The organism is Bradyrhizobium elkanii WSM2783 (genome assembly GCF_000472865.1).
GTDB classification, from domain to species: domain Bacteria; phylum Pseudomonadota; class Alphaproteobacteria; order Rhizobiales; family Xanthobacteraceae; genus Bradyrhizobium; species Bradyrhizobium elkanii_A.
Genome location: NZ_AXAP01000016.1, coordinates 75,413 through 97,588, shown reverse-complemented (window position 1 = coordinate 97,588; position 22,176 = coordinate 75,413). Strand labels below are relative to the sequence as shown.

General features: G+C 63.6%; 19 protein-coding genes. 14 read left to right on the top strand and 5 right to left on the bottom strand.

Annotated elements, in window-relative coordinates; all coding sequences use genetic code 11:
* Positions 1-20: 20 nt before the first annotated feature.
* Positions 21-1,229 (bottom strand): ABC transporter substrate-binding protein, encoded by a 1,209-nt coding sequence (locus tag YY7_RS0116885; RefSeq protein WP_028164275.1) that lies wholly within the window; start codon positions 1,227-1,229, stop codon positions 21-23.
* Positions 1,230-1,740: 511 nt separating this feature from the next.
* Between YY7_RS0116885 and YY7_RS0116880 the strand changes: the two genes are divergently transcribed.
* Both YY7_RS0116880 and YY7_RS51860 read left to right on the top strand, forming a co-directional pair.
* Positions 1,741-2,484: a hypothetical protein gene (locus YY7_RS0116880; RefSeq protein WP_051396755.1), complete on the top strand. Its 744-nt coding sequence runs from the start codon at positions 1,741-1,743 to the stop codon at positions 2,482-2,484.
* Between the two features lie 323 nt (positions 2,485-2,807).
* Positions 2,808-3,665, top strand: a complete 858-nt coding sequence (locus YY7_RS51860) for a LysM domain-containing protein (protein WP_349642660.1) — start codon at positions 2,808-2,810, stop codon at positions 3,663-3,665.
* Positions 3,666-3,798: 133 nt separating this feature from the next.
* On the opposite strand, the gene YY7_RS0116870 is transcribed toward YY7_RS51860, so the two are convergent.
* Genes YY7_RS0116870 through YY7_RS0116860 form a run of 3 tightly spaced genes read right to left on the bottom strand, consistent with a single transcriptional unit; the run spans position 3,799 to position 6,044 of the window.
* Positions 3,799-4,425: a methyltransferase family protein gene (locus tag YY7_RS0116870; protein WP_028164273.1), complete on the bottom strand. Its 627-nt coding sequence runs from the start codon at positions 4,423-4,425 to the stop codon at positions 3,799-3,801.
* Positions 4,426-4,450: 25 nt separating this feature from the next.
* A complete protein-coding gene (locus YY7_RS51855; protein WP_051396753.1) occupies positions 4,451-5,500 on the bottom strand; it encodes an NAD-dependent epimerase/dehydratase family protein in 1,050 nt (349 codons plus the stop codon).
* A gap of 25 nt (positions 5,501-5,525) precedes the next feature.
* On the bottom strand, positions 5,526-6,044 hold the full coding sequence (locus tag YY7_RS0116860) for a DUF962 domain-containing protein (protein WP_028164272.1): 519 nt from the start codon (positions 6,042-6,044) through the stop codon (positions 5,526-5,528).
* A gap of 263 nt (positions 6,045-6,307) precedes the next feature.
* Here YY7_RS0116860 and YY7_RS0116855 point away from each other — a divergent pair, with 263 nt between their 5' ends.
* Both YY7_RS0116855 and YY7_RS0116850 read left to right on the top strand, forming a co-directional pair.
* Complete coding sequence (locus tag YY7_RS0116855) at positions 6,308-7,051, top strand: thermonuclease family protein (RefSeq protein WP_051396752.1); 744 nt, start codon at positions 6,308-6,310, stop codon at positions 7,049-7,051.
* 178 nt (positions 7,052-7,229) lie between these two features.
* Positions 7,230-8,726 (top strand): M48 family metalloprotease, encoded by a 1,497-nt coding sequence (locus YY7_RS0116850; protein WP_028164270.1) that lies wholly within the window; start codon positions 7,230-7,232, stop codon positions 8,724-8,726.
* Positions 8,727-8,911: 185 nt separating this feature from the next.
* Here YY7_RS0116850 and YY7_RS0116845 read toward each other — a convergent pair whose 3' ends face one another.
* Positions 8,912-10,228, bottom strand: coding sequence for an MFS transporter (locus YY7_RS0116845; RefSeq protein ID WP_028164269.1), 1,317 nt, complete (start codon positions 10,226-10,228; stop codon positions 8,912-8,914).
* Positions 10,229-10,414: 186 nt separating this feature from the next.
* Between YY7_RS0116845 and cyoA the strand changes: the two genes are divergently transcribed.
* The 10 genes from cyoA (at position 10,415) to YY7_RS0116795 (ending at position 22,159) form a co-directional block, all read left to right on the top strand.
* Positions 10,415-11,581, top strand: coding sequence for a ubiquinol oxidase subunit II (gene cyoA / locus YY7_RS0116840; protein ID WP_028164268.1), 1,167 nt, complete (start codon positions 10,415-10,417; stop codon positions 11,579-11,581).
* Between the two features lie 10 nt (positions 11,582-11,591).
* Positions 11,592-13,601 (top strand): cytochrome o ubiquinol oxidase subunit I, encoded by a 2,010-nt coding sequence (gene cyoB / locus YY7_RS0116835; protein WP_028164267.1) that lies wholly within the window; start codon positions 11,592-11,594, stop codon positions 13,599-13,601.
* Positions 13,598-14,227, top strand: coding sequence for a cytochrome o ubiquinol oxidase subunit III (cyoC, locus tag YY7_RS0116830; protein ID WP_028164266.1), 630 nt, complete (start codon positions 13,598-13,600; stop codon positions 14,225-14,227). The genes cyoB and cyoC overlap by 4 nt, the downstream gene beginning before the upstream one ends.
* Positions 14,224-14,619, top strand: a complete 396-nt coding sequence (gene cyoD, locus YY7_RS0116825) for a cytochrome o ubiquinol oxidase subunit IV (protein WP_028164265.1) — start codon at positions 14,224-14,226, stop codon at positions 14,617-14,619. Before cyoC ends, cyoD begins: the two co-directional genes overlap by 4 nt.
* A 2-nt stretch (positions 14,620-14,621) precedes the next feature.
* Positions 14,622-15,440, top strand: coding sequence for an SURF1 family protein (locus YY7_RS0116820; RefSeq protein ID WP_245287294.1), 819 nt, complete (start codon positions 14,622-14,624; stop codon positions 15,438-15,440).
* A 25-nt stretch (positions 15,441-15,465) separates the two neighbouring features.
* Complete coding sequence (locus YY7_RS0116815) at positions 15,466-16,803, top strand: ATP-binding protein (RefSeq protein ID WP_433994506.1); 1,338 nt, start codon at positions 15,466-15,468, stop codon at positions 16,801-16,803.
* Positions 16,793-17,326 (top strand): response regulator transcription factor, encoded by a 534-nt coding sequence (locus YY7_RS0116810; protein ID WP_028164262.1) that lies wholly within the window; start codon positions 16,793-16,795, stop codon positions 17,324-17,326. Before YY7_RS0116815 ends, YY7_RS0116810 begins: the two co-directional genes overlap by 11 nt.
* A gap of 146 nt (positions 17,327-17,472) precedes the next feature.
* Complete coding sequence (locus tag YY7_RS51850; RefSeq protein WP_035690333.1) at positions 17,473-20,520, top strand: GAF domain-containing protein; 3,048 nt, start codon at positions 17,473-17,475, stop codon at positions 20,518-20,520.
* 2 nt (positions 20,521-20,522) lie between these two features.
* Positions 20,523-20,912, top strand: a complete 390-nt coding sequence (locus YY7_RS0116800) for a response regulator (RefSeq protein ID WP_028164261.1) — start codon at positions 20,523-20,525, stop codon at positions 20,910-20,912.
* Complete coding sequence (locus tag YY7_RS0116795) at positions 20,909-22,159, top strand: adenylate/guanylate cyclase domain-containing protein (RefSeq protein ID WP_028164260.1); 1,251 nt, start codon at positions 20,909-20,911, stop codon at positions 22,157-22,159. The genes YY7_RS0116800 and YY7_RS0116795 overlap by 4 nt, the downstream gene beginning before the upstream one ends.
* Positions 22,160-22,176: the final 17 nt, after the last annotated feature.

The window sequence follows — 22,176 nt, the reverse complement described above, 5'->3', positions numbered from 1 at the left end:
AATGACGGCCACGCTTCGCGTCACTTCTTCACCAGCGGGCAGCGCGAATTTTCCAGCGGCTGGAACGCCTCGTTGCCGGAAACGGTCGCGAGCAGCTTGTAGTCGTCCCAGCGTCCCTTGGACTCGGACGGCTTCTTCACCTCGAACAGATACATGTCGTGCACCATGCGGCCGTCCTCGCGGATCCTGCCGTTCTTGGCGAACATGTCGTTGATCGGGGTCTCCTTCATCACCTTCATCACAGCCGCGGCATCCGTGGTGCCCGCGGCCTTCACCGCCTTCAGGTAATGCGTGACGGACGAATAGACGCCGGCCTGCGCCGAGGTCGGCACGCGCTTGGTGCGCTCCATGAAGCGCTTGGTGAATGCGCGGGTGTCGTCGTTCAGGTCCCAGTAGAAGGCTTCGGCGAGCAACAGCCCCTGCGCGGTGTCGAGGCCGACGCTGTCGATGTCGGTGACGAAGGCGAGCAACGGGGAGAGTTTCTGGCCGCTCTTGGTCAGACCGAATTCGGCCGCCTGCTTGATCGCGTTGATGGTGTCGCCGCCGGCATTGGCAAGCCCGATCACCTTCGCCTTTGAGGCCTGCGCCTGCAGCAGGAAGGACGAGAAGTCCGACGTATTCAGCGGATGGCGGACACTGCCCAGCACCTTGCCGCCAGTCTTGACCACGACATTGGTGGTGTCCTTCTCGAGATCCTGCCCGAAGGCGTAGTCGGCGGTCAGGAAGAACCAGGTGTCGAGGCCGGATTTGACCGCCGCTAGACCCGTCACATTGGCCTGCGCGAAGGTGTCGAACACATAGTGCACGGTATAGGGGCCGCAGGCCTCGTTGGAGAGGCGGATCGAGCCGGGCCCATTGAAGATGATGATCTTGCCCCGCGCCTTGGCGATCTCGCCCGCGGCGAGCGCGGTGGCGGAAGCCGCGACGTCGAAGATCATCTCGACGCCCTGGTTGTCGAGCATATCGCGCGCGATGTTCGCGGCGAGGTCGGCCTTGTTGAGATGATCGCCGACCACGACCTCGACCTTGCGGCCCACGACCTCACCGCCGAAATCCTCCACCGCCATCTTGGCGGCGGTTTCGCTGCCGGGGCCGGTGATGTCGGCGTAGAGGCTCGACATGTCGAGGATGCCGCCGATCTTGAGGGGCGGCGGTTTGCTCTGCGCCAGCGCCGCAGTGGCCGAGACCGCCAGCATGCAGGCGAATGCACCCGACAGAATCCGTTTCATGAAGTCCTCCCGGTTCGTCAGCCACATTGACTGCGGTCTACCATTTTGCAGCGCGATCATGCCGCATGAGATTGGTGGCAGCAAGCCGCGGCAATGCATGAATCCGCCTGTGGTTTTCCGTTAAGCGGAATGGTCTTCGGGGGCGTCAGCTCGATACAATATCTCGGCGTCGATCGAAGTTTGCGGTCGAACGAAACAGCGCTTTGATCACGGGTCTCGCCCCGAGCAGCGACTTGCAATTGAGCCCACAGGCGCAGGCGCGTCCGGACATGCGGCAATCAAAAGCGCGTGCCTCGCTGCTGATTTCGATTGCCTCCCGGTGGCCGCCATTTTCTCGCCTAGTTCCCACGCCCCTAGCTCACGACAGAGATTAACGAATCCCTGACTCCGTGTTGCTCGCGAGACACGCCGCCTCAGTAAAGCCACGCCGCGCGTACCGCTTTTGTTGCGGTTGCGAGGGGGCTGGGGGTACGGTCGTCGCAAATATTCGGTAGCCCTTCGAGGAGGAGCCATGAACGCATATCGCGGCCACACCGGACTGGTCGGCCGGCACTTGTTTCCGAGGCTGCGCGCCGTCGCGACCGCGCTGTTGCTGCTGCTTCCGGTCGTCGCAAGCCCGGCGCAGGCTGCGCCGGAATCGGCCGCCGCTCGCGCCTCCACTGCCCACGTCTTTCTGCTCCGCGGGGTCCTGAACATCTTCTCGCTGGGACTGGACGAAATTGCCGCCAAACTGGAAGCGCAGGGCATGCGCGTGACGATCAGCAATTACGTGTTCTGGTCATCGCTCGCCAACGAGGCCGCGGCCGAATACCGCAGCGGCAAGATCAAGACCGTTATCCTGGTCGGTCACTCCTCGGGCGCGACCTCCCTGCCGGATATGGTCGCGAGGCTGGACCAACTCGGCGTTCCCGTGAAGCTTGCCATCGGGCTCGACTCGGTGTTCCACACCAGCCTCTCGGGACGGGTCGGACGATACATCAATTTCTACGTCGCCAACGGCGCCGGCACTCCGGTCGAAAGGGCCAGGGGATTCCAGGGCACGCTTGACAACGTCAATGTCCAGAGCGTGCCGGGCGTCGGGCACCTGACGATCGAAAAGAGCCAGATCATGCAGCAGAAGGTGATCAGCGAGATCGACGCTGTCGTCTTCGGCCGGCCAAGCCCGGCATCGCCGACGAAGCGGCGGCAGCCGAGTGAGGCAAGCGCCGCCGTACCACCACGGGCGGCCGCCAGCGCGGCTGCGGTCCGTAACTGATCCCGGGCCTGTCGAATTGCGGCGCGCAGGTTGCGCCGCAATTCTTGCCAATTCCTGCGCGATAGTTCATCTCAAACGCGGGCAAGTGGCCAGCCGGCAATCGGGCGCCGGCGTATCTGCGCGCCGAAACCACAGGCGGAAGGCGCATGATCAATCCGAAACCGCTAATGGCCATTGTGTTTCGGGCAATGCTTGTCGCCTGCATCTGGCCGGCCGGTTGCCATTTCGCGCTCGCGGCTCCGGCCGCAAAGCAGGCCAATACCGCTGCCACGGTGGCCGCATTACCGCCCCCTGCCGCCGAACAACCCGCTCCGACGCCACGGGTGCGCGCCTATCTGTTTCGTGGCGCCATGGGCCCGATTTTTTCGCGCGGGATGGATCAACTGACCAGCCGCCTCCAGGAGGTCGGCGTCGAGGCCGACGTTAACGAGTTTACCATCTGCCGGCTCATCGCCGCCAAGGCGATCCGCGAATACAAAAAGGATCCTCTTCCGATCGTCCTGATCGGGCACTCGATGGGCGGACTTTGCTCCGTGATATTCGCCGAAGTCCTTCAGGAGGAGAACATCCCGGTCAGCCTGATCGTCGCCATCGATCCGGCGCACGCAACGGGGAAAGTGCCGCTCAATGTCGAGCGCTTCATCAATATCTTCATGTCCGACAGCGTGTTGGGGGGCGGCGATGTCGTCGCCGAGTCGGGCTATCAAGGCCACTATGCAAGCTTCGACCTGAAGGACCATAAGGAAGTCACCCACATCAACATCGACAAGATGGATACCATCCACGACCAGTTGGTGAACGCGGTCGTGCAACTCGGGACGACACCGATGCAGATCAAAGGCGAGACTGCACCGCTGCGCTACGTCGTTCCGCAAGATGCGCCGCTCGAGCTGTGGGACAGCGGCATTCCGCAATACGCCCGCGCAGGCGACACCTTGCAGGGTCTGGCCACAGTGAACCACGTCCCGCTGTGGTCGCTCATCCAGGCCAATCAGCTCTCCGATAATGCCCCACTGACCGCCGGCCAGCGCGTCGTCATCCCGCGCCACCTGATGCCAGTCTCGCAGCAGCCCGCAACAACGGCGGCGGCCGCGGAGCCGGCAAAGCGACCGGCAAGTCCCACTCCCCGCCCTTCGCGGGGCCAGGCTTCGGGCGAGAAGTCGTCTCCGCGACCACGGTGATAGATGTCTGCACGTAGCCCGGGTTGGAGCGGAACGCGCAACCCGGGACATCTGCGTCAGCCTTTACGAGCGGCCGCTGGCGCTTCACTCGGGCTACGGCGCCATTCTGATTTAAGCAGAAACCGTGCTGCGGCTAACCGGCCGGCATGAACGGGATCAGCATCGGAACGCGCCGGCGATACGCTCCATATTCCTCCGCGCCGAGTTCGGCGCTGAGGAATACCTCCTCCATGCGGGCCTTCTGCGCCATACCGAGCGAGATCAGCACTGCCCCGAGGATCGCCGTCACCGTCCCGACGGCAATGCCGGTGACCAGCATTCCCGCGATCAGGCCGGTGTAGATCGGATGGCGCACGAGGCCATACGGCCCTGTGTCAATGACGTGGTGGCCTTCCTTGTGCGTGATCGCGTTCGACCAGAACCGTCCGAGATGGATTCGCGCCCACCAGGTGAAGGAGATTCCGGCCAGCGTCAGGACCGCCATTACGTAGATGCCGAAGCTGCCGAACTGCCACAACGGCTTTTCCCCCAGCACCTGTCCGGTCCATGGCAGGAACAGGATCGCGCCCACGAGGATCGGGATGCGGTACCTCAGCGAGTCCGAGGTCATGACGTGCTTCTTGGTCTGGCCGGACCAGACCGATGCCGCCACCCAGCTCATGACCCATAGAATCCAGATGATGGCGAGCAACTGGGTGGGCCAGGTGGCGGTCCACCCGCTCCAGACAAATGCGAACCATTGACCAGGGTCTTGCGACATATTGCAACCGTATCAGGCGATTGGATCAGACGCCAAACCGGCGCGTGGTATTGAACGACTGGGCGCCCGGGCTCGACGCCGGTTCCCATTCCGCCTGATTGTGACCGGAGCCAAGCAGATGCGCAATGGTTTCGCGAAGCACCGGCTCGACCGGCCCGGGCGCGTAGCCGAGTTCGCGCTGCGCCTTTTCGATCGACAGCGCCTCTGCCCGCCGCGCGATCCGCACCCCTTCGGCCGTGCCCGACGGCGGCCGGTGGGTCACGCGATCGGCAACGAACTCCAGGATGCCCGCGGTGATCTCGGCAAGGCGGCCATTGATCGCAAGGCGCGGCGTGCGCCGGCCCCTGACATGCGCCATGATCCGCAGCACCTGCTTCAGCGCGATGCCTTCGCCGCCGAGAATGTAGCGATGTCCGAACTGCCCGCGTTGCATGGCGAGGATCAGCCCTGCCGCGACATCGCGCACGTCGACCAGGTTCACGACGAAATCCAGATAGAGCTGCACGCGCTGGCTCAGGAATAGCCGGAGCATTTCCGTCGGCGGCGTGAAATTGTGGTCGTGGGTCCCGATCGGCATCGTGGGGCAGCCGATGACGACAGGATATCCCGCTGCCGCCTGCTGCATCGCATAGCGTTCGGCGAGCATTTTCGAGCGCGTATAGGGCCCCGGCATGTCGTCGGGCAATAGCGCGTCGTCGGCGAGGCGATCGTCCGATCGCGAGGCGCGGAACAGGATTGATTCGGTGGAGCAGTGCAGGAGCCGCTTCACGCCGCGCTTGCACGCGGTCCCGATCACGACCTCGGTGCCGCCACAGTTGACATCGTGGAAATCGGCTTTCCGCGGCAGCCACATCCCGGGCAGCCCGGCAAGGTGATAGACCTCGTCGACGCCGTCGATGGCGCTGTCTACGAGGTCGCGGTCAAGCACCGATCCCTTGACATACTCGACCTTCGGCAACGCCCGCGACGGCGGCTGCAGATCAAGCACACGCACGTCGCTGCCCTGCGCGACAAGCGCCGAGACCAGGTGCTTGCCAATGAAGCCGTTACCGCCTGTAACTAGGATTCGTGTCATGCGGTGGGATGCAGTACGGCTGGAGCTACTGGGAATACGACAGGGAATCTTGCGGAGGCTGGATAATACGCGCGAGATCGTGCCGAAAGCCCAGCGCGATGAATAATTTCGCCATCACGAACATCGGTCCGAGCAGCAGATGGGCGGGGTGGTCGGCCATCGAGGGTTTCCTGCGTTCGAACACCTGGTGCCCGATGATCTGCGAGGCGACTCCCACGACAAGGAGGACCGCCGTAAGCGACCACAAGCCGGTGATGGTCACATGACTGACAATCCAGGCGGCCAGTGACAGCAGAGCGACAGCCCCGCAAAAGATTCCGGCACCAAGCGCAAGATCGAGCAAGAACCAGTAGAACAGGACCGGCAGCACGGCGAGCACGGCCGCGCTGATCTCGACTCCGAACAGAGTGAAGGACAACAGGCTGAGGGGGAGAATGGCCGCCAGGAACAGGAACACGATGCCGAACACATGCATCGCGCAATTCCAGGGGTCACGATGATATTCAACGTAATCGGTCAACTGCCGCCGAAAAAACGAGTTCATGCAGCACTTATCTTTCCTGTTGTGCCCGGACGCGCGGCAAGACTGGCTTGCGCGAAACCCAGCGCTCCGGCTTCATTGCTGGTCCCCGCCGATGGGGTGCTACTTATGCTCGCAATCGGCCTCAAGTCAAAATGCCCCGGGGATAGTGTCGGACGGAGACCGACGTCGTTACGGAAAATCATGTCCTAATTCAGTCGGCTAGCAGCGGCGTCATGACACGGGGCCACAAAGTGACAGCGCATCACGCGAAATTTTGTGCACAAATGTTGCTGTTGTGCCTCATCCCTCCAGTGATAGCCGATTCGGCCCGCGCGGCGGGATGCGCTTTCGAAGCCCAGGGCGAGGGCCGGGTCGTGTCCGTGACCGACGGGCGCAGCTTTCGTCTCGCGGACGGCCGCGAGATCCGCCTCGCCGGCATCGAGATTGCGGACCGGCAGAAAGGGGCCGCAGCCCTGTCGGCGCTGGTGATGGGACGCGACATCTCGCTGCAGGGCGAGGACGACGCGCCGGACCGCTATGGACGCCAGGCGGCATTCGTCTTTGTCTCGGGCTCCGACGCGGCCGTACAAAGCGAGCTATTGAAGCAGGGCCAGGCGATGGTATCGCCTGATGTCTCGAACCGGGATTGCGCCACCCTGTTGCTTGCCGCCGAGGCCGAGGCGAGGCAGGCCAAAAGGGGAACGTGGGCCGACGCCTCGGCCATAAAAAACGCGGAAAGTCCGGGCGATATTTTGGCGGGGATCGGGCGTTTTGCGGTGGTCGAGGGGAAGGTCTTGTCCGTGCGTCAGGCGGGAGCAACCACCTACCTCAACTTTGGCCGGAACTGGACACGGGACTTTGCTGTGACTATTCCAAGGCGCATGATCCCCGCGATCGAGGCGGCTGGGCTTGCGCCTAAGTCACTGGAAAATCGACGGATTCGCATCCGCGGCTGGATCGAAGCGCGCAACGGGCCACGGATCGAACTGCTCCGGGTGGGGCAATTAGAAGTGCTCGGCGGGAACTAAGGGCATGAAAAGGGGAAGCGGCTCTCCGAAAAGATCGTGCTCAAGCAAACAGATGAGAGCATGATCCGGGAAGCTCGTTCTTCCGAGAGATCATGCGTAAACAGGGCGCAAACAGGGATGGGGTCATGATCCGGCGGGTCGGACCATGATATCTTCCGGCAGCTTGAGAGTAGCTGGCGTGATTGAGGGTGTGGGACGGCGGGACAGGACGGGCCGCGGCCTTTCGGCTGCGCTGGCGCTTTTGTGCGCGGCGACCCTGCTGTCCGCCTGCGGCAATCTCGGCGCCGGCCGGTTCGAAACGGCAGCTCCGGTCGCGGCGCCCCAACCGGCAAAACCGAAGCCCACGGTCGCGCAGACGCCGGCGAGCGAGCGCGAGCACGAGCGGATCCTTGCCACCTATGGCGGCGCCTATGACGACCCGAAGCTGGAAGGCCTGATCAGCAAGACCGTCGATCGGCTGGTCGCCGCGTCCGACCGTCCCGACCAGGGGTACAAGGTGACGATCCTCAATTCCGGCGCGGTGAACGCTTTCGCACTGCCGACCGGCCAGCTCTATGTCACGCGCGGCCTGATCGCGCTCGCCAGCGACACCTCAGAGTTGTCGTCCGTGCTGAGCCACGAGATGGCGCACGTACTCGCAAAGCACGCCGCCATCCGCGAAGACCAGGCACGGCAGGCGGCGGTGGTGACGCGCGTCGTCACGGACATGAGCAATGATCCCGATCTCACTGCGCTCGCTTTGGCCAAGACCAAGCTCACGATGGCGAGCTTCTCGCGCCAGCAGGAATTCGAGGCCGACGGCATCGGCGTCGGCATCGCCGCGCGCGCGCATTTCGACCCCTATGGTGCCTCGCGCTTCCTCACGGCGATGGAGCGCAATGCGGCGCTGAAGGTCGGCAAGACCTCGTTCGATCCGCGCGCGCAGGACTTCCTGTCCTCGCATCCGGCAACGCCCGAACGCATTTCCAATGCGCAGGCCGCAGCGCGGCAATATGCGGCGCCCGAAGGTGCCGAGCGCGACCGCGAGACCTATCTCGCCGCGATCGACAACATCGTCTATGGCGAAGACCCGAGCGAAGGTTTCGTCCGCGGCCGCCGCTTTCTGCACCCCAAGCTCGGGTTCACCTTCCAGGCCCCGGAGAACTTCACGCTCGACAACACCGCGCAGGCGGTGATCGGCGTTCGCGAAGGCGGCGCGCAGGCGATGCGGTTCGATGTGGTGCGGGTGCCGGCGGAACAGTCGCTCGGCGACTATCTCAACTCCGGCTGGATGGAAGGCGTCGACAAGGCTTCCACAGAGGATATCACCGTCAACGGCTTCCCGGCGGCGTCCGCCACCGCGCGGGGCGACCAATGGCAGTTCAAGGTCTACGCACTGCGCTTCGGCAGCGACGTCTATCGCTTCATCTTCGCGGCCAAGCAGAAGACCACCGAGAGCGAGCGTAATGCGCGCGAGACCGTCAATTCGTTCCGCCGCCTGACGCTTGAGGAAATCCAGGCCGCGCGCCCGCTGCGCATCAAGGTCATCAATGTGCAGCCCGGCGACACCGTGGAATCGCTCTCGCACCGCATGGGCGGCGTCGACCACCCGACCGAGCGCTTCCGCGTCCTCAACGGGTTGGACGCCCACGCCCAGGTCAAACCCCGCGATCGCGTGAAGATCGTGGTGGAGTAACGTAAGCCTTTTCGAGCGAAGTGGATTACCGGTTCCCGCGAGGAAAACGCGTCAAAACAAGAATCTAGAGCGTTTTCGAGCGAAGTGGACACCGGTTCGCGTGAAGAAAACGCGTCAAAACAACAATCTGGAGCTTCGGTTCTGATTCAATCAGAACCGAAGCTCTAGTCTTTCCCCGTTCGCCCCTACTCGATGATGTTTTCGCGCAGCCCGCTCAGCCACAGGGCCAGCAGCGTCCACACCGCGCCGGACAAGAGATAGGCGCCGGCGGAGATCAGGCCGAAGTGGGTCGCGAGCAAGAGTGCGGCGAGCGGCGCAAACCCGGCGCCGAACAACCAGGCGAGGTCCGAGGTCAGCGCCGAGGCGGTGTAGCGGTACATCGGCGCGAAGCTGGAGGCGATCGCTCCCGAAGACTGGCCGAACGACAGGCCCAGCAGAATGAAGCCCAGCACCATATAGATGGTTTCACCGACGGCGCCGGCATCGAGCAGTTGCGGAGCGAAGCCGCTATAGACGGCGATCGCGATTGCCGAACCGGTCAACAGCAATTTTCGGCCGACGCGATCGGCGATCACTCCCGAAGCCACGATCGCCACGACGCCGAACGCGGCGCCGATCATCTCGATGATGAGAAACCGCACCGGGCTTTCTCGGGTGAACAGGAACACCCAGGAGAGCGGAAACACCGTGACCATGTGGAACAGCGCAAAGCTCGCCAGCGGCGCGAAGGCGCCGAGCAGGATATTACGGCCCTCGTCACGAACCGTATCGACGATGCGAGCCGGCTGCAGCTCGCGGCTTTCGAATGCCGAATCATATTCCGGAGTCGCCACCATGCGCAGCCGTGCGAACAGGGCGACCACGTTGATCGCGAACGCGACGAAGAACGGGTAGCGCCAGCCCCAGTCGAAGAAATCCTCCGCGGACAGGTTGCCGGCAAAGAAAGCGAACAGGGCGCTCGCCACGATCAGTCCGAGCGGCGCGCCGAGCTGCGGCACCATGGCGTACCAGCCGCGGTGATGCCGCGGCGCGTTGATCGCCAGCAGCGAGGCAAGGCCGTCCCAGGCCCCGCCCCAGGCCAAGCCCTGGGCAGCGCGCGCCAGCGCCAGCAGCCAGATCGCAAACACGCCGATCGTGTCGTAGCCGGGCAGGAAGGCGAGCGCGACCGTCGCAGTCCCCAACAGGAACAGTGCGATGATCAGCTTCGCGCTCTTACCGTAATGGCGGTCGATCGTCATGAAGATGACGGTCCCGAGCGGACGCGCCACGAAGGCCAGCGCGAAGATGCCGAAAGAATAAAGTGTCCCGGTCAGCTCGTTCGCGAATGGGAACACCAGGCGCGGAAACACGATCACGGATGCGATCGCATAGACGAAGAAATCGAAGAATTCGGACGTGCGGCCGATGATGACGCCGATGGCGATCTCCCCCGGGCGCGCCGGTTCGTGACCTGCCGTCATCGGGTGGCCGTGAGCCATTGCTGGGGCCTGTGTCATCGCCATCGCGCCTTATGCCTTATTCCGTTCTTGATTGAGGCGGCCACCATCCGGTCTTGCCGCTAGCGGCCTCAAAGGCGCTGTTTGGGCCGCTATTGCGCACTGCAACATTGGACAAATTGTCCAATGTCCTCTTTGTTGCATCGCAGCTACCCCCTGTTTCACATAGGAAATTTCCAACAAGGTTCCACCGTGCGTGTCTTGAGGATTCTGGCGTTGCTGCCGCTCGCAGCCGCTCTTTCAGGTTGCGATTTTGTCGTACTCGCCCCGGCCGGCGACGTGGCCGTGCAGCAGCGCGACCTGGTCGTGATCTCCACCGTTCTGATGCTCTTGATCGTCCTGCCGGTGATGGCGCTGACCGCGCTGTTCGCCTGGCGCTACCGGGCATCGAACACATCAGCCCGCTATGAGCCCGAATGGGACCATTCCACCCAGCTCGAGCTCGTCATCTGGTCGGCACCGCTCCTGATCATCGTCTGCCTGGGCGCCTTGACCTGGATGGCCACCCACCTGCTCGACCCCTACCGCGCGCTTGGCCGCATTGACGCCGACCGCCCGATCGCGGCCCAGGACAAGCCGCTCAATGTCGAGGTGGTCGCGCTCGACTGGAAATGGCTGTTCATCTATCCGGAGTACGGCGTCGCGACCGTCAACGAGCTTGCAGCTCCAGTCGACCGCCCGATTCGTTTCCGCATCACGGCCTCCTCCGTGATGAACTCCTTCTACATTCCGGCGCTGGCCGGCCAGGTCTACGCCATGCCGGGCATGGAGACGAAGCTGCACGCCGTGACCAACAAGCCCGGCGTCTACAAGGGTTTCTCCGCCAATTACAGCGGCGCCGGCTTCTCCGGGATGTACTTCGCATTCCACAGCCTGACGACGGCCGAATTCGACAAATGGATCACGAACGTCAAGGCAAGCGGCGACATGCTCGGCCGCAACGAATACCTCGTGCTCGAACGTCCGAGCGCCAACGAGCCGGTCCGCCGCTACGGCTCCGTCGATAGCGACCTGTTCAAGGCGATCGTCAACATGTGCGTCGAGCCCGGCAAGATGTGCGCCAGCGAGATGATGGCGATCGATGCCAAGGGTGGGCTTGGTCGCGAAGGACTGAACAACACGCTGCCGCTGACTTACGACAAATATGCCCGGCGCGGCGCGGTGTTCGGGCCCGAACCGACCTACGTGGCGGGCATCTGCTCGGTCGACGAACTCAAGGGGCAATCCGAGCCGGAGAGCACCGTCCCGTTCGACACGACGCCGCTGCGCGGGGCCGGCCTCAAGCGGCCGCTGTTCTCCCCCGCCAATCCATCCTCGAGTTCCCTTCTTCTCGGACCGCGTCCGAAATCAGACTCCTAAAGAGCGCCGCATGTTCGATACTTCCTTCCTCACCAAAGCGATTTTCGGCCGCCTGACTCTGGAATCGCTGCCGCTGCATGAGCCTATCGTCGTCGGCACCTTCGTTGTCGTAGCGCTGGGTGGCGTCGCCCTGCTCGGCGCCGTCACCTATTTCCGGCTCTGGGGCTATCTGTGGCGCGAGTGGTTCACCACCGTCGATCACAAGCGCATCGGCATCATGTACATGATCCTCGGCATCGTGATGCTGCTGCGCGGCTTTGCCGACGCCATCATGATGCGCCTGCAGCAGGCGATCGCCTTTGGCGGCTCCGAAGGTTATCTCAACGCCCACCATTACGATCAGATCTTCACCGCGCATGGCGTGATCATGATCTTCTTCGTCGCCATGCCGCTGGTCACCGGGCTGATGAACTACGTCGTCCCGCTGCAGATCGGCGCCCGCGACGTGTCGTTCCCCTTCCTCAACAATTTCAGCTTCTGGATGACGGTCGGCGGCGCGGTGCTGGTGATGATTTCGCTGTTCGTCGGTGAATTCGCGCGCACCGGCTGGCTCGCTTATCCGCCGCTGTCGAATATCGGGTACAGTCCTGACGTTGGTGTCGATTACTACATCTGGGGGCTGCAGGTGGCCGGCGTCGGCACGACGCTATCAGGCATCAACCTGATCTGTACCATCGTCAAGCTGCGCGCGCCCGGCATGACGATGATGAGGATGCCGGTCTTCACCTGGACCTCGCTGTGCACCAACGTCCTCATCGTCGCCTCCTTCCCGGTGCTGACGGCGGTTTTGGCGCTGCTGTCGCTCGATCGCTACATCGGCACCAACTTCTTCACGAACGACTTCGGCGGCAGCCCGATGATGTACGTGAACCTGATCTGGATCTGGGGCCACCCCGAGGTCTACATCCTGGTGCTGCCGGCGTTCGGCATATTCTCCGAGGTGACCTCGACCTTCTCGGGCAAGCGCCTGTTCGGCTACACCTCGATGGTGTACGCCACCGTCGTCATCACGATCCTGTCCTATCTGGTCTGGCTGCATCACTTCTTCACGATGGGCTCGGGCGCCAGCGTGAATTCCTTCTTCGGCATCACCACCATGATCATCTCGATCCCGACGGGAGCGAAGATGTTCAACTGGCTGTTCACGATGTATCGAGGCCGCATCCGCTTCGAATTGCCGATGATGTGGACGGTCGCGTTCATGTTCACCTTCGTGATCGGCGGCATGACGGGCGTGCTGCTGGCGGTGCCGCCGGCCGACTTCGTCCTGCACAACAGCCTGTTCCTGATCGCCCATTTCCACAACGTGATCATCGGCGGCGTGGTGTTCGGCGCCTTTGCCGGCATCGCCTACTGGTTTCCGAAGGCCTTCGGCTTCAGGCTCGATCCATTCTGGGGCAAGCTGTCGTTCTGGTTCTGGGTGGTGGGCTTCTACTTCGCCTTCATGCCGCTCTACGTGCTCGGCCTGATGGGCGTCACACGCCGCCTGCGGGTGTTCGACGACCCAAGCCTGCAGATCTGGTTCATCATCGCCGGCATTGGTGCATTCCTGATCTTCCTCGGCATCATCTCCTTCCTGGTTCAGATCGCAGTCAGCGTGCTCAAGCGCGAAGCGCTGAAGGACGTGACCGGCGACCCCTGGAATGCACGCACGCTGGAATGGGCGACCTCGTCGCCGCCGCCGGCCTACAACTTCGCCTTCACCCCCGTCGTTCACGACAACGACGCCTGGTGGGACATGAAGCGCCGCGGTTATCGGCGTCCGCTCACCGGGTTCAAGCCGATCCACATGCCGAGCAACACCGGCACGGGTGTCATCCTCGCCGCGCTTGCCACGGCGATGGGGTTCGGCCTGATCTGGTACATATGGTGGCTGGCGGCCGTGAGTTTCATCGGCCTGCTCGCGGTCGCGATCGGCCACACCTTCAACTATCACCGCGACTATCACATCCCGGCCGATGAGGTCGTCCGGGTGGAAGATGCGCGCACGCACCTGCTTGCCGCTGGAGCCAAGTCATGACACTCGCCGTCGTCCCTCCACAAAATTCCGAACCGGTCTTCTACGTCGTCGACGAGCACGAGCATCCGGAAGGCGCGAGCACCATGCTCGGCTTCTGGATCTACCTGATGAGCGACTGTCTCATGTTCGCGATGCTGTTCGCGACCTTTGGCGTGCTCGGCGGCAACTACGCGGCAGGCCCGGCGCCCAAGGATCTGTTCGACCTGCCGCTGGTGGCGGTCAACACCTCGATGCTGCTGCTGTCGTCGATCACCTATGGTTTCGCGATGCTGGCGATGGAGAAGTCGCGCGTCGGCGCGATGCAGGCCTGGCTCGTGATAACCGGGCTGTTCGGCCTGGCATTCATCAGCATCGAACTGTTCGAATTCGCCCACATGATCCACGAGGGCGCGACGCCACAGCGCAGCGCCTTCCTGTCGTCCTTCTTCACGCTGGTCGGCACCCACGGCCTGCACGTCACCTTCGGCCTGGTTTGGCTGGTGACGCTGATGGTGCAGGTCGCGCGCTACGGCCTGATCGAGGCCAACCGCAGGCGTCTGATGTGCCTCAGCATGTTCTGGCACTTCCTCGACGTGGTCTGGATCGGCGTGTTCACCTTTGTCTACCTGATGGGAATGCTCCGATGAAAGCCGATACTCACTCCCTGCAACCCGCTCACGACGCACATCCTGCAGACGGACATGGCGAGCACCATGCCGGCGGCTCGCGCGAAAGCTACCTGATCGGCTTCGGCCTCTCCGTCATCCTCACCGCGATCCCGTTCTGGCTGGTGATGAGCGGCGCGCTCGGAGACAAGCAGCTCACCGGGCTTGCCATCACGGTGCTGGCGGCGATCCAGATCGTGGTCCACATGGTCTATTTCCTGCACATGAACACCCGCTCCGAGGGCGGCTGGACCATGATGGCGCTGATCTTCACCATCATCATGGTGGTGATCGGACTGACCGGAACGCTCTGGGTCATGCATCACCTCAACGTCAACATGATGCCCGGGCATGACATGAGCACCATGCAGTGACGGTGCGCCCATCTGCCCTCTCGCTGCTGCTGGTCGCCCTTGCGGCGCTGGGCGTGGTCGCGCTGACCGCGCTCGGCGTGTGGCAGCTTGAGCGCAGGACATGGAAGCTGGCACTGATCGACCGGGTCGAGCAGCGCCAGCATGCAGCCCCTCAGCCGATCCCCGCGCCCTCGTCGTGGCACACGATTACCGCGTCGAGCGACGAATACCGGCGGGTGACCGTCAGCGGCCACTTCCTGCATGAGCGCGAGACGCTGGTGGCGGCGGTGACCGACTATGGCCGCGGCTTCTGGGTCCTGACGCCGCTGCAGACGACGGACGGCGCCGCGGTCCTGGTCAATCGCGGCTTTGTTCCCCCGGAGCGGCGGGAGCCCTCAACACGGCGCGAGGGAAACCCGCCCGGAATAGTGAGCGTTACCGGCCTGCTGCGGATCACCGAGCCAAAGGGCGGCTTCCTGCGCAGCAACGACCCGGCCGCAAACCGCTGGTATTCCCGCGACGTCGCAGCGATCGCCGCGGCGCGCGGACTGTCGCAGGTCGCACCGTTCTTCGTCGATGCAGACGCGACCCCGAACGGCGGCGGCTATCCGATCGGCGGGCTGACCGTCGTCAGGTTCCCAAACAACCATCTGATTTACGCGCTGACATGGTTCGCCATGGCCATTATGCTGGCGGCCGCACTCCTGCGCGCTTTGCGCGTCAGGGACCATGTCCGCGACTTCGATGCGCGGCGCGATGCCGTGCGGAGCCTGGTGGCCGCCGCACGCAATTTATCTCGCAAGACGGGCCCAGATGCTCGAGCGCATATCGGATCAGCATGACCACGGGAAAACGGCGGGCGAGGCCATGACGGAGCCGGCGAAGGCCGGCGCCGGCACAGCCCCGGTCGCGCTGGATGCGCCAAAATCGACCGACGACACGACCAACCGCAAGAACATGGCGCTGCTGATCCAGCTCCGCTGGACCGCGGTGATCGGCCAGATCGTGACGATCGCGTTCGTCGATCAATGGCTCGGCATCGCGCTGCCGATCCTGCCGATGGCCGGCGTGATCGCAGCCCTCGTGGCGCTCAACCTGTTGAGCCTGGTCTGGGTGCGCTACCGGACGGAGATCAACAATCGCGAACTCCTGCTCGCGCTGATGCTCGACGTCGCTGCATTGACCTGCCAGCTCTATCTGAGCGGCGGGGCGACCAATCCGTTCACATCGCTCTACCTTCTGCAGGTCACCCTCGGCGCGGTCCTGCTCGATGCGCGCTCGACCTGGTCGCTGGTCGGGCTGGCTTGTTTGAGCTTCGCCGGGCTGACCGTCGCCTATCGCCCGCTCGGGCTGCCGCAGTACGGCTTCAGCGATCCGTTCAGCCTTCATGTTGCCGGCATGTTCATCGGCTTTGCGCTCAATGCCGTCCTGCTCGTGGTGTTCGTGACGCGCATCAACCGCAACCTGCGGAAACGCGATGCGAATTTGGCGGCGCTGCGCCAGCATGCCGCCGAGCAGGATCACATCGTCCGCATGGGCCTGCTCGCGTCCGGGGCGGCCCATGAGCTCGGCACTCCGCTGGCGTCGCTGTCGGTGATCCTGAGCGACTGGCGCCGCATGCCGGCCCTCACGTCGAATCCGGAGCTCTCGGACGATCTGTTCGAGATGGAGACGTCGCTGCAGCGGTGCAAGTCGATCGTCACGGGCATTCTCGTCTCGGCCGGCGAGGCGCGCGGCGAAGAATCGTCGCCGACGACTGTAACTGCATTTCTCGCGGCGCTGGTCCAGGAGTGGCGCACCACGCGCCCGTCGGCTACGCTGTACTTCCGGAACGAGTTCGGCACCGACCTGCCTGTTGTCTCCGAGGTCGCGCTCAAACAGGCGATCTTCAACGTGCTCGACAATTCCGCCGAAGTGTCGCGCGACTGGATCGAACTTGCGGCCGAGCGCGCCGACGACCGGCTTATGCTGTCGGTCACCGATCGCGGACCGGGCTTTGCGCCGGAAATGCTGGCGCAGTTGGGCAAGCCCTATCAGTCGAGCAAGGGCCGCCCGGGAAGCGGCCTCGGCCTGTTCCTGGTCGTCAATGTCGTGCGCAAGCTCGGCGGGGTCGTGACGGCGCGAAACAATGCAGAGGGAGGCGCAACCATCAGCCTCGAACTGCCCCTGGCAACGCTTGCGATCGGAGGCAGCCTTGACGGATGAACGGCTGCTTTTGATCGTGGAAGACGAAGAAGGCTTTGCCCGCACCCTGAAACGTTCGTTCGAGCGGCGCGACTATCAGGTCGTCGTGGCGGCCTCGCTCGACGAGGCCCGGAAAGTGCTTGAAGAGAAAACCCCCGGCTATGCCGTAGTGGATCTCAAGCTGGGCGGCGCCTCGGGGCTGGCCTGCGTGGAAGCGCTGCATGCGCACGATCCCGAGATGCTGATCGTCGTGCTGACCGGATTTGCCAGCATCGCCACCGCGGTGGAAGCCATCAAGCTCGGCGCCTGCCATTATCTCGCCAAGCCCTCGAACACAGACGATATCGAAGCCGCCTTCCGCAAGGCGGAGGGCAACGCCGATATCGAGGTGGCCGCGCGTCCCACCTCGATCAAGACCCTGGAATGGGAACGCATTCACCAGACCCTGATCGAAGCCGATTTCAACATCTCCGAGGCCGCAAGGCGGCTCGGCATGCACCGCCGGACTTTGGCCCGAAAGCTGGAAAAACGCCAAGTGAAGTGACCGGAGCGTTTTCGAGCGCAGATGCCGGCAGCTTGCGGGCACTGGCCCCCGGCCGGGCGGAATGTGATAATGCGGCAATAGGCAGGCCGGCCTCCGTCGGCCGCGCAGTGCGCCTGCTCGCGCAGCGACGCCGAACCGGATCACGAATGACCGCGCTTTCCCAGGATATCGCCGCCGAGCTGAGGCGCAGGATCGACGAGCTCGAGCAGCAATTGCGATCCGGTGCCGCGGAGAATGCACGCCTGCAAAGCGAGCTTGCGGTAGCGCGTGATCGCCAGAGCGCGGGCGCGGCGATCCTGCGCACCATCGCAGCCTCCCCGTCCGATGCCCGGCCGGTGTTCGAGGCCATCGCGTCCAGCTCCAAGCGCCTGCTCGGCGCCTTCTCCGCGACCGTGCTCCAATTCATCGGCGACGAGCTGCATCTGGTGGCGTTCACGCCGATCAGCCTGGAGGCGGACGAGGGATTGAAGTCATCATTCCCGCGACAGATCGCAGACTTTCCGACCTTTGCCCTGGTTCGCGATGGCAAGACGGTTCAGTTTCCGGACAGCGAGGCCGACGACGTCCCGCAACTGAACAAGGAGCTGGCAAGGCTGCGCGGTTTCCGCAGCGTCCTGTTCATGCCGCTGATGAACAGGGGAACGACCGTCGGCATGATCAGCGTCACGCGTGCCGAGCCGGGCGCGTTTGCCGCTGACCACGTGCAGTTGCTGCAGACCTTCGCCGATCAGGCCGCGATCGCGATCGAGAACGCGCGTCTGTTCAACGAGACGCGGGAAGCGCTGGAGCGGCAGACCGCCACCGCCGATATCCTGAATGTGATGGCAGGTTCGCCGTCCGACGTGCAGCCGGTGTTCGAGGCCATCGCGGCCAACGCCAACCGGCTGATCGGCGGCTTTTCCACCGCGGTGCTTCGCTATGCGGGCGGCGCGGCCCATCTGGCGGCCTTCACCCCGACCGATCCTGGCGGTGACCTTGCGCTGCAGGCGGCGTTTCCAATGCCCTTCGCTCAATTCCCGCCCTACCAGCTCGTGGCTGATGGTACGGCCGCGCAACTGCCCGACACCGAGCTCGAGCCGGCCGCACGGGATATCGCGCGTGCGCGCGGCTATCGCAGCATGTTGTTCGCCCCGCTGGTCAGCGAGGGCGAGGTCATCGGCATCATCATCACCACGCGCCGGGCGACCGGCGCGTTCGGCGAGCACCAGGTCCGGCTGTTGCAGACCTTCGCCGACCAGGCGGTGATCGCGATCAAGAATGTCGGCCTGTTCAACGCGACAAGGGAAGCGCTGGAGCGGCAGACGGCGACCGCCGACATTCTCAACGTCATCGCGAGCTCGCCAACCGACGTACAGCCGGTATTCGACGCCATCGCCGAAAGTGCGAAGCGGCTGCTCGGCGGCCAGACGGCGCTCGTCACGCGCGTTGTGGATGACATGCTTCATCTGGCAGCCCACACGGCGGGAAGCGAAGCCGGGGACAGGGAGATAGAGAATTCGTTCCCTACCCCGCTGACGTCCCCGGGGATTCACAGCCGGGTCGCACAGAGTTCAACCATCGCATTTCGCAACGATATCGAAACCGAACCCGATGTCTCCCAGGCCGTCAAGGAGATGGCGCGCGCCAGAGGATATCGAAGCATCATTGTCGTGCCGATGCTGCGCGAAGGCGTTGCGATCGGCACGATCGGTGTTTCGCGCGCCGAAGCGGGCCCGTTCGCCGACAACCAGATCGCCCTGCTCAGGACGTTTGCCGATCAGGCCGTGATCGCCATCGAAAACACGCGGCTGTTCAACGAAGTGCAGGCCAAGACCCGCGATCTGCAGGAAGCCCTCACCTATCAGACCGGCAGCGCCAACATCCTGAAAGTGATTGCGTCCTCGCCGACAGATGTCGGACCGGCATTGAAGGCAATCGTCGACAGCGCCTGCGAGCTTTGCGATGCCTACGACGCCGCCGTGGCGCTAAAGGACGGCAACGATCTGCGATTCAGCGCTCATCACGGGCCGATTCCCATTCCCCTTGAGAAATGGCCGATCAATCGCAACTGGACTGCGGGCCGCGCCTTCGTCGACCAGACCCCTGTGCATGTCGCCGATCTCCGTGACGAGCAAACTGACTTTCCGGAAGGCCGCGAGCTTGCGCTTCAAATGGGACACCGCACCATCTTGAGCGTGCCGCTGCTGCGGGAAAACGAGAGCATCGGCGCGATCGTGCTTCGCCGCAACGAGGTGCACCCGTTTACCGACAAGCAGATTGCACTTTTGCAGACTTTCGCCGATCAGGCCGTGATCGCAATCGGCAATGTGCGGCTGTTCGAGCAGGTGCAGGCCCGCACCCGGGAACTTGCAAAGTCCCTCGACGATCTGCGCGCCGCGCAGGATCGCCTGATCCAGACCGAAAAGCTCGCCTCCCTTGGTCAGCTCACGGCCGGCATCGCGCACGAGATCAAGAATCCGCTCAACTTCGTCAACAATTTTGCCGCACTTTCCGCGGAACTGACGGGCGAGCTGAGCGATCTGCTGGCATCAGCGTCACTCGCCGACAGCGTCCGCGACGAGGTCGATGAACTGAGCGGGCTCCTGAGGGGCAATCTGCAAAAAATCGTGCAGCACGGCAAACGCGCCGATTCCATCGTCAAGAACATGCTCCTACATTCGCGGGAGGGCGGCGGTGAGCACCGGCCGACCGACGTGAACGCGCTTGTGGAGGAGAGTCTCAACCTCGCTTATCACGGCGCGCGCGCCGAGAAGCCGCGGTTCAACGTGACCCTCAGGTGCGACCTCGACCCGGATGCCGGCACGGCCGAGGTGTTCCCGCAGGAGATCACGCGTGTGCTGCTGAACCTGATTTCGAACGGCTTTTATGCGGTCGCCAAGCGGGGCAGCGAAAATGGTCCAGGATTTGAACCGGAGGTCAGCGCCAGCACACTCAGCCGTGGCGAATACGTCGAAATCCGCATCCGCGACAACGGCGTCGGCATTCCGCCCGAGGTAAAGGAGAAGATGTTCAACCCGTTCTTCACGACCAAGCCGGCAGGGGAAGGCACCGGCCTCGGACTTTCCATGAGCCATGACATCATCGTCAAGCAGCATGGCGGCACGATCAATGTCGAGACCGAACCCGGCGCGTTTACCGAGTTCACCATCCTGTTGCCGCGCAGAAGTAATTTTTCGGATAGTAACAGAGGTTAGCCGTGAGTGTGATGGTCCTGGTGGTGGATGACGAGCCCGATGTGGAGGCCTTGTTCCGCCAGCAATTTCGCCGCGATCTTCGCGCCCAGCGCTTTGTGATGGATTTTGCCGGGACGGCGTCGGAGGCCCTGACCCGCATATCCGACGTCGGCGAGCACTCGCTGATCCTGATCTTCTCCGACATCAACATGCCCGGGATGAGCGGGCTCGAGATGCTGCCGGAGGTCCGCGCCCGGCGGCCTGACGTTCCCGTGATCATGATTACGGCCTACGGAGATGCCGCGACGCGCAAGAAGGCGCTGGAGCGAGGCGCGGACGACCTCTTGACCAAGCCGATCGACTTCAGCCAGGTCCGCCAGGAGATCGACGCGAGGCTGGAACGATCCGCATGACCGCCACCATTCTCGTAGTCGACGACGAGCCGGATCTGGAGGCGCTCGTGCTCCAGAAATTCCGCCGGCAGATCCGCGACGGACTGGTGAGCTTCGTCTTCGCGCGTGACGGGCTTGAAGCCCTTCAGTCGATCGAGCAGCATCCCCATGTCGATCTTGTCGTCTCCGACATCAACATGCCGCGCATGGATGGCCTGTCACTGCTGGCAAAACTGCAGGAGGCAGAGGACAAGAAGTCGACCATCATCGTCTCGGCCTATGGCGACATGAGCAACATCCGCACCGCGATGAATCGCGGCGCATTCGACTTCATCACCAAGCCCATCGATTTCGCCGACCTGGAGATGACGATCGAAAAGACGATGCGTCACATCGAAGTCCTGCGCGAGGCACGCCGCCGCCAGATGGAAGCGGAGCGCGCCCACGCCTCGCTGTCGCGCTATTTCTCGCCCGAGCTCGCCAAGCGCCTTGCCGCCGGGGACGACGGCAACGACATGGAGGTGCGCTGGCGCAAGGTCGCCGTGATCTTCACCGATATCACGGGCTTTACCTCGCTGGTCGAGACGGCCGTACCCGAGGTGCTGGCGGAACTGCTCAACGAGTATGTCGGCGGCCTGACGGATGTCGTCTTCGCGCATGAGGGAACGGTGGCGAAAGTGATCGGTGATGCCATCCAGGTGCTGTTCAATGCACCCGGCGACCAGCCCGACTATGCGACCCGTGCGATTGCCTGCGCGCAGGCGCTCGATGAATGGGCGGAAGCGTTTCGCGGGCGTTGGAAAGAGAGAGGCGTGAATTTCGGCGCCACACGGATCGGCGTGCACGCCGGCCCGGCGCTGGTCGGCAATTTCGGCGGCAACCGCTTCTTCGATTACACCGCCTACGGCGACACGATCAACACCGCCGCCAGGCTGGAAGCCGCGAACAAGGCGCTGGGCACGCGGATCTGCGTCAGTGACGCGGTCGCAAACGCGGCACAGGACTTCAAGGGACGACCGATCGGCGATCTTGTCCTGCGCGGACGTAGCGAGCCTTTGCGCGCCCACGAGCCTTTATCGGCAGCAAGATTCGATGCGCCGGCCACGACGCAATATGCGGTCGCCTTTGCCAAGCTCGAGTCGGGTGACGCCGCGGCCATGCCGGCTTTCGCCGCACTGGTCGGAACGCATGCCGACGATCCGCTCGCCAGCTATCATTTGCGGCGGCTGCTCAACGGCGCCAAAGGCATCCGCATCGAGCTCGCCTGACCGGGCGCACGTTCCCG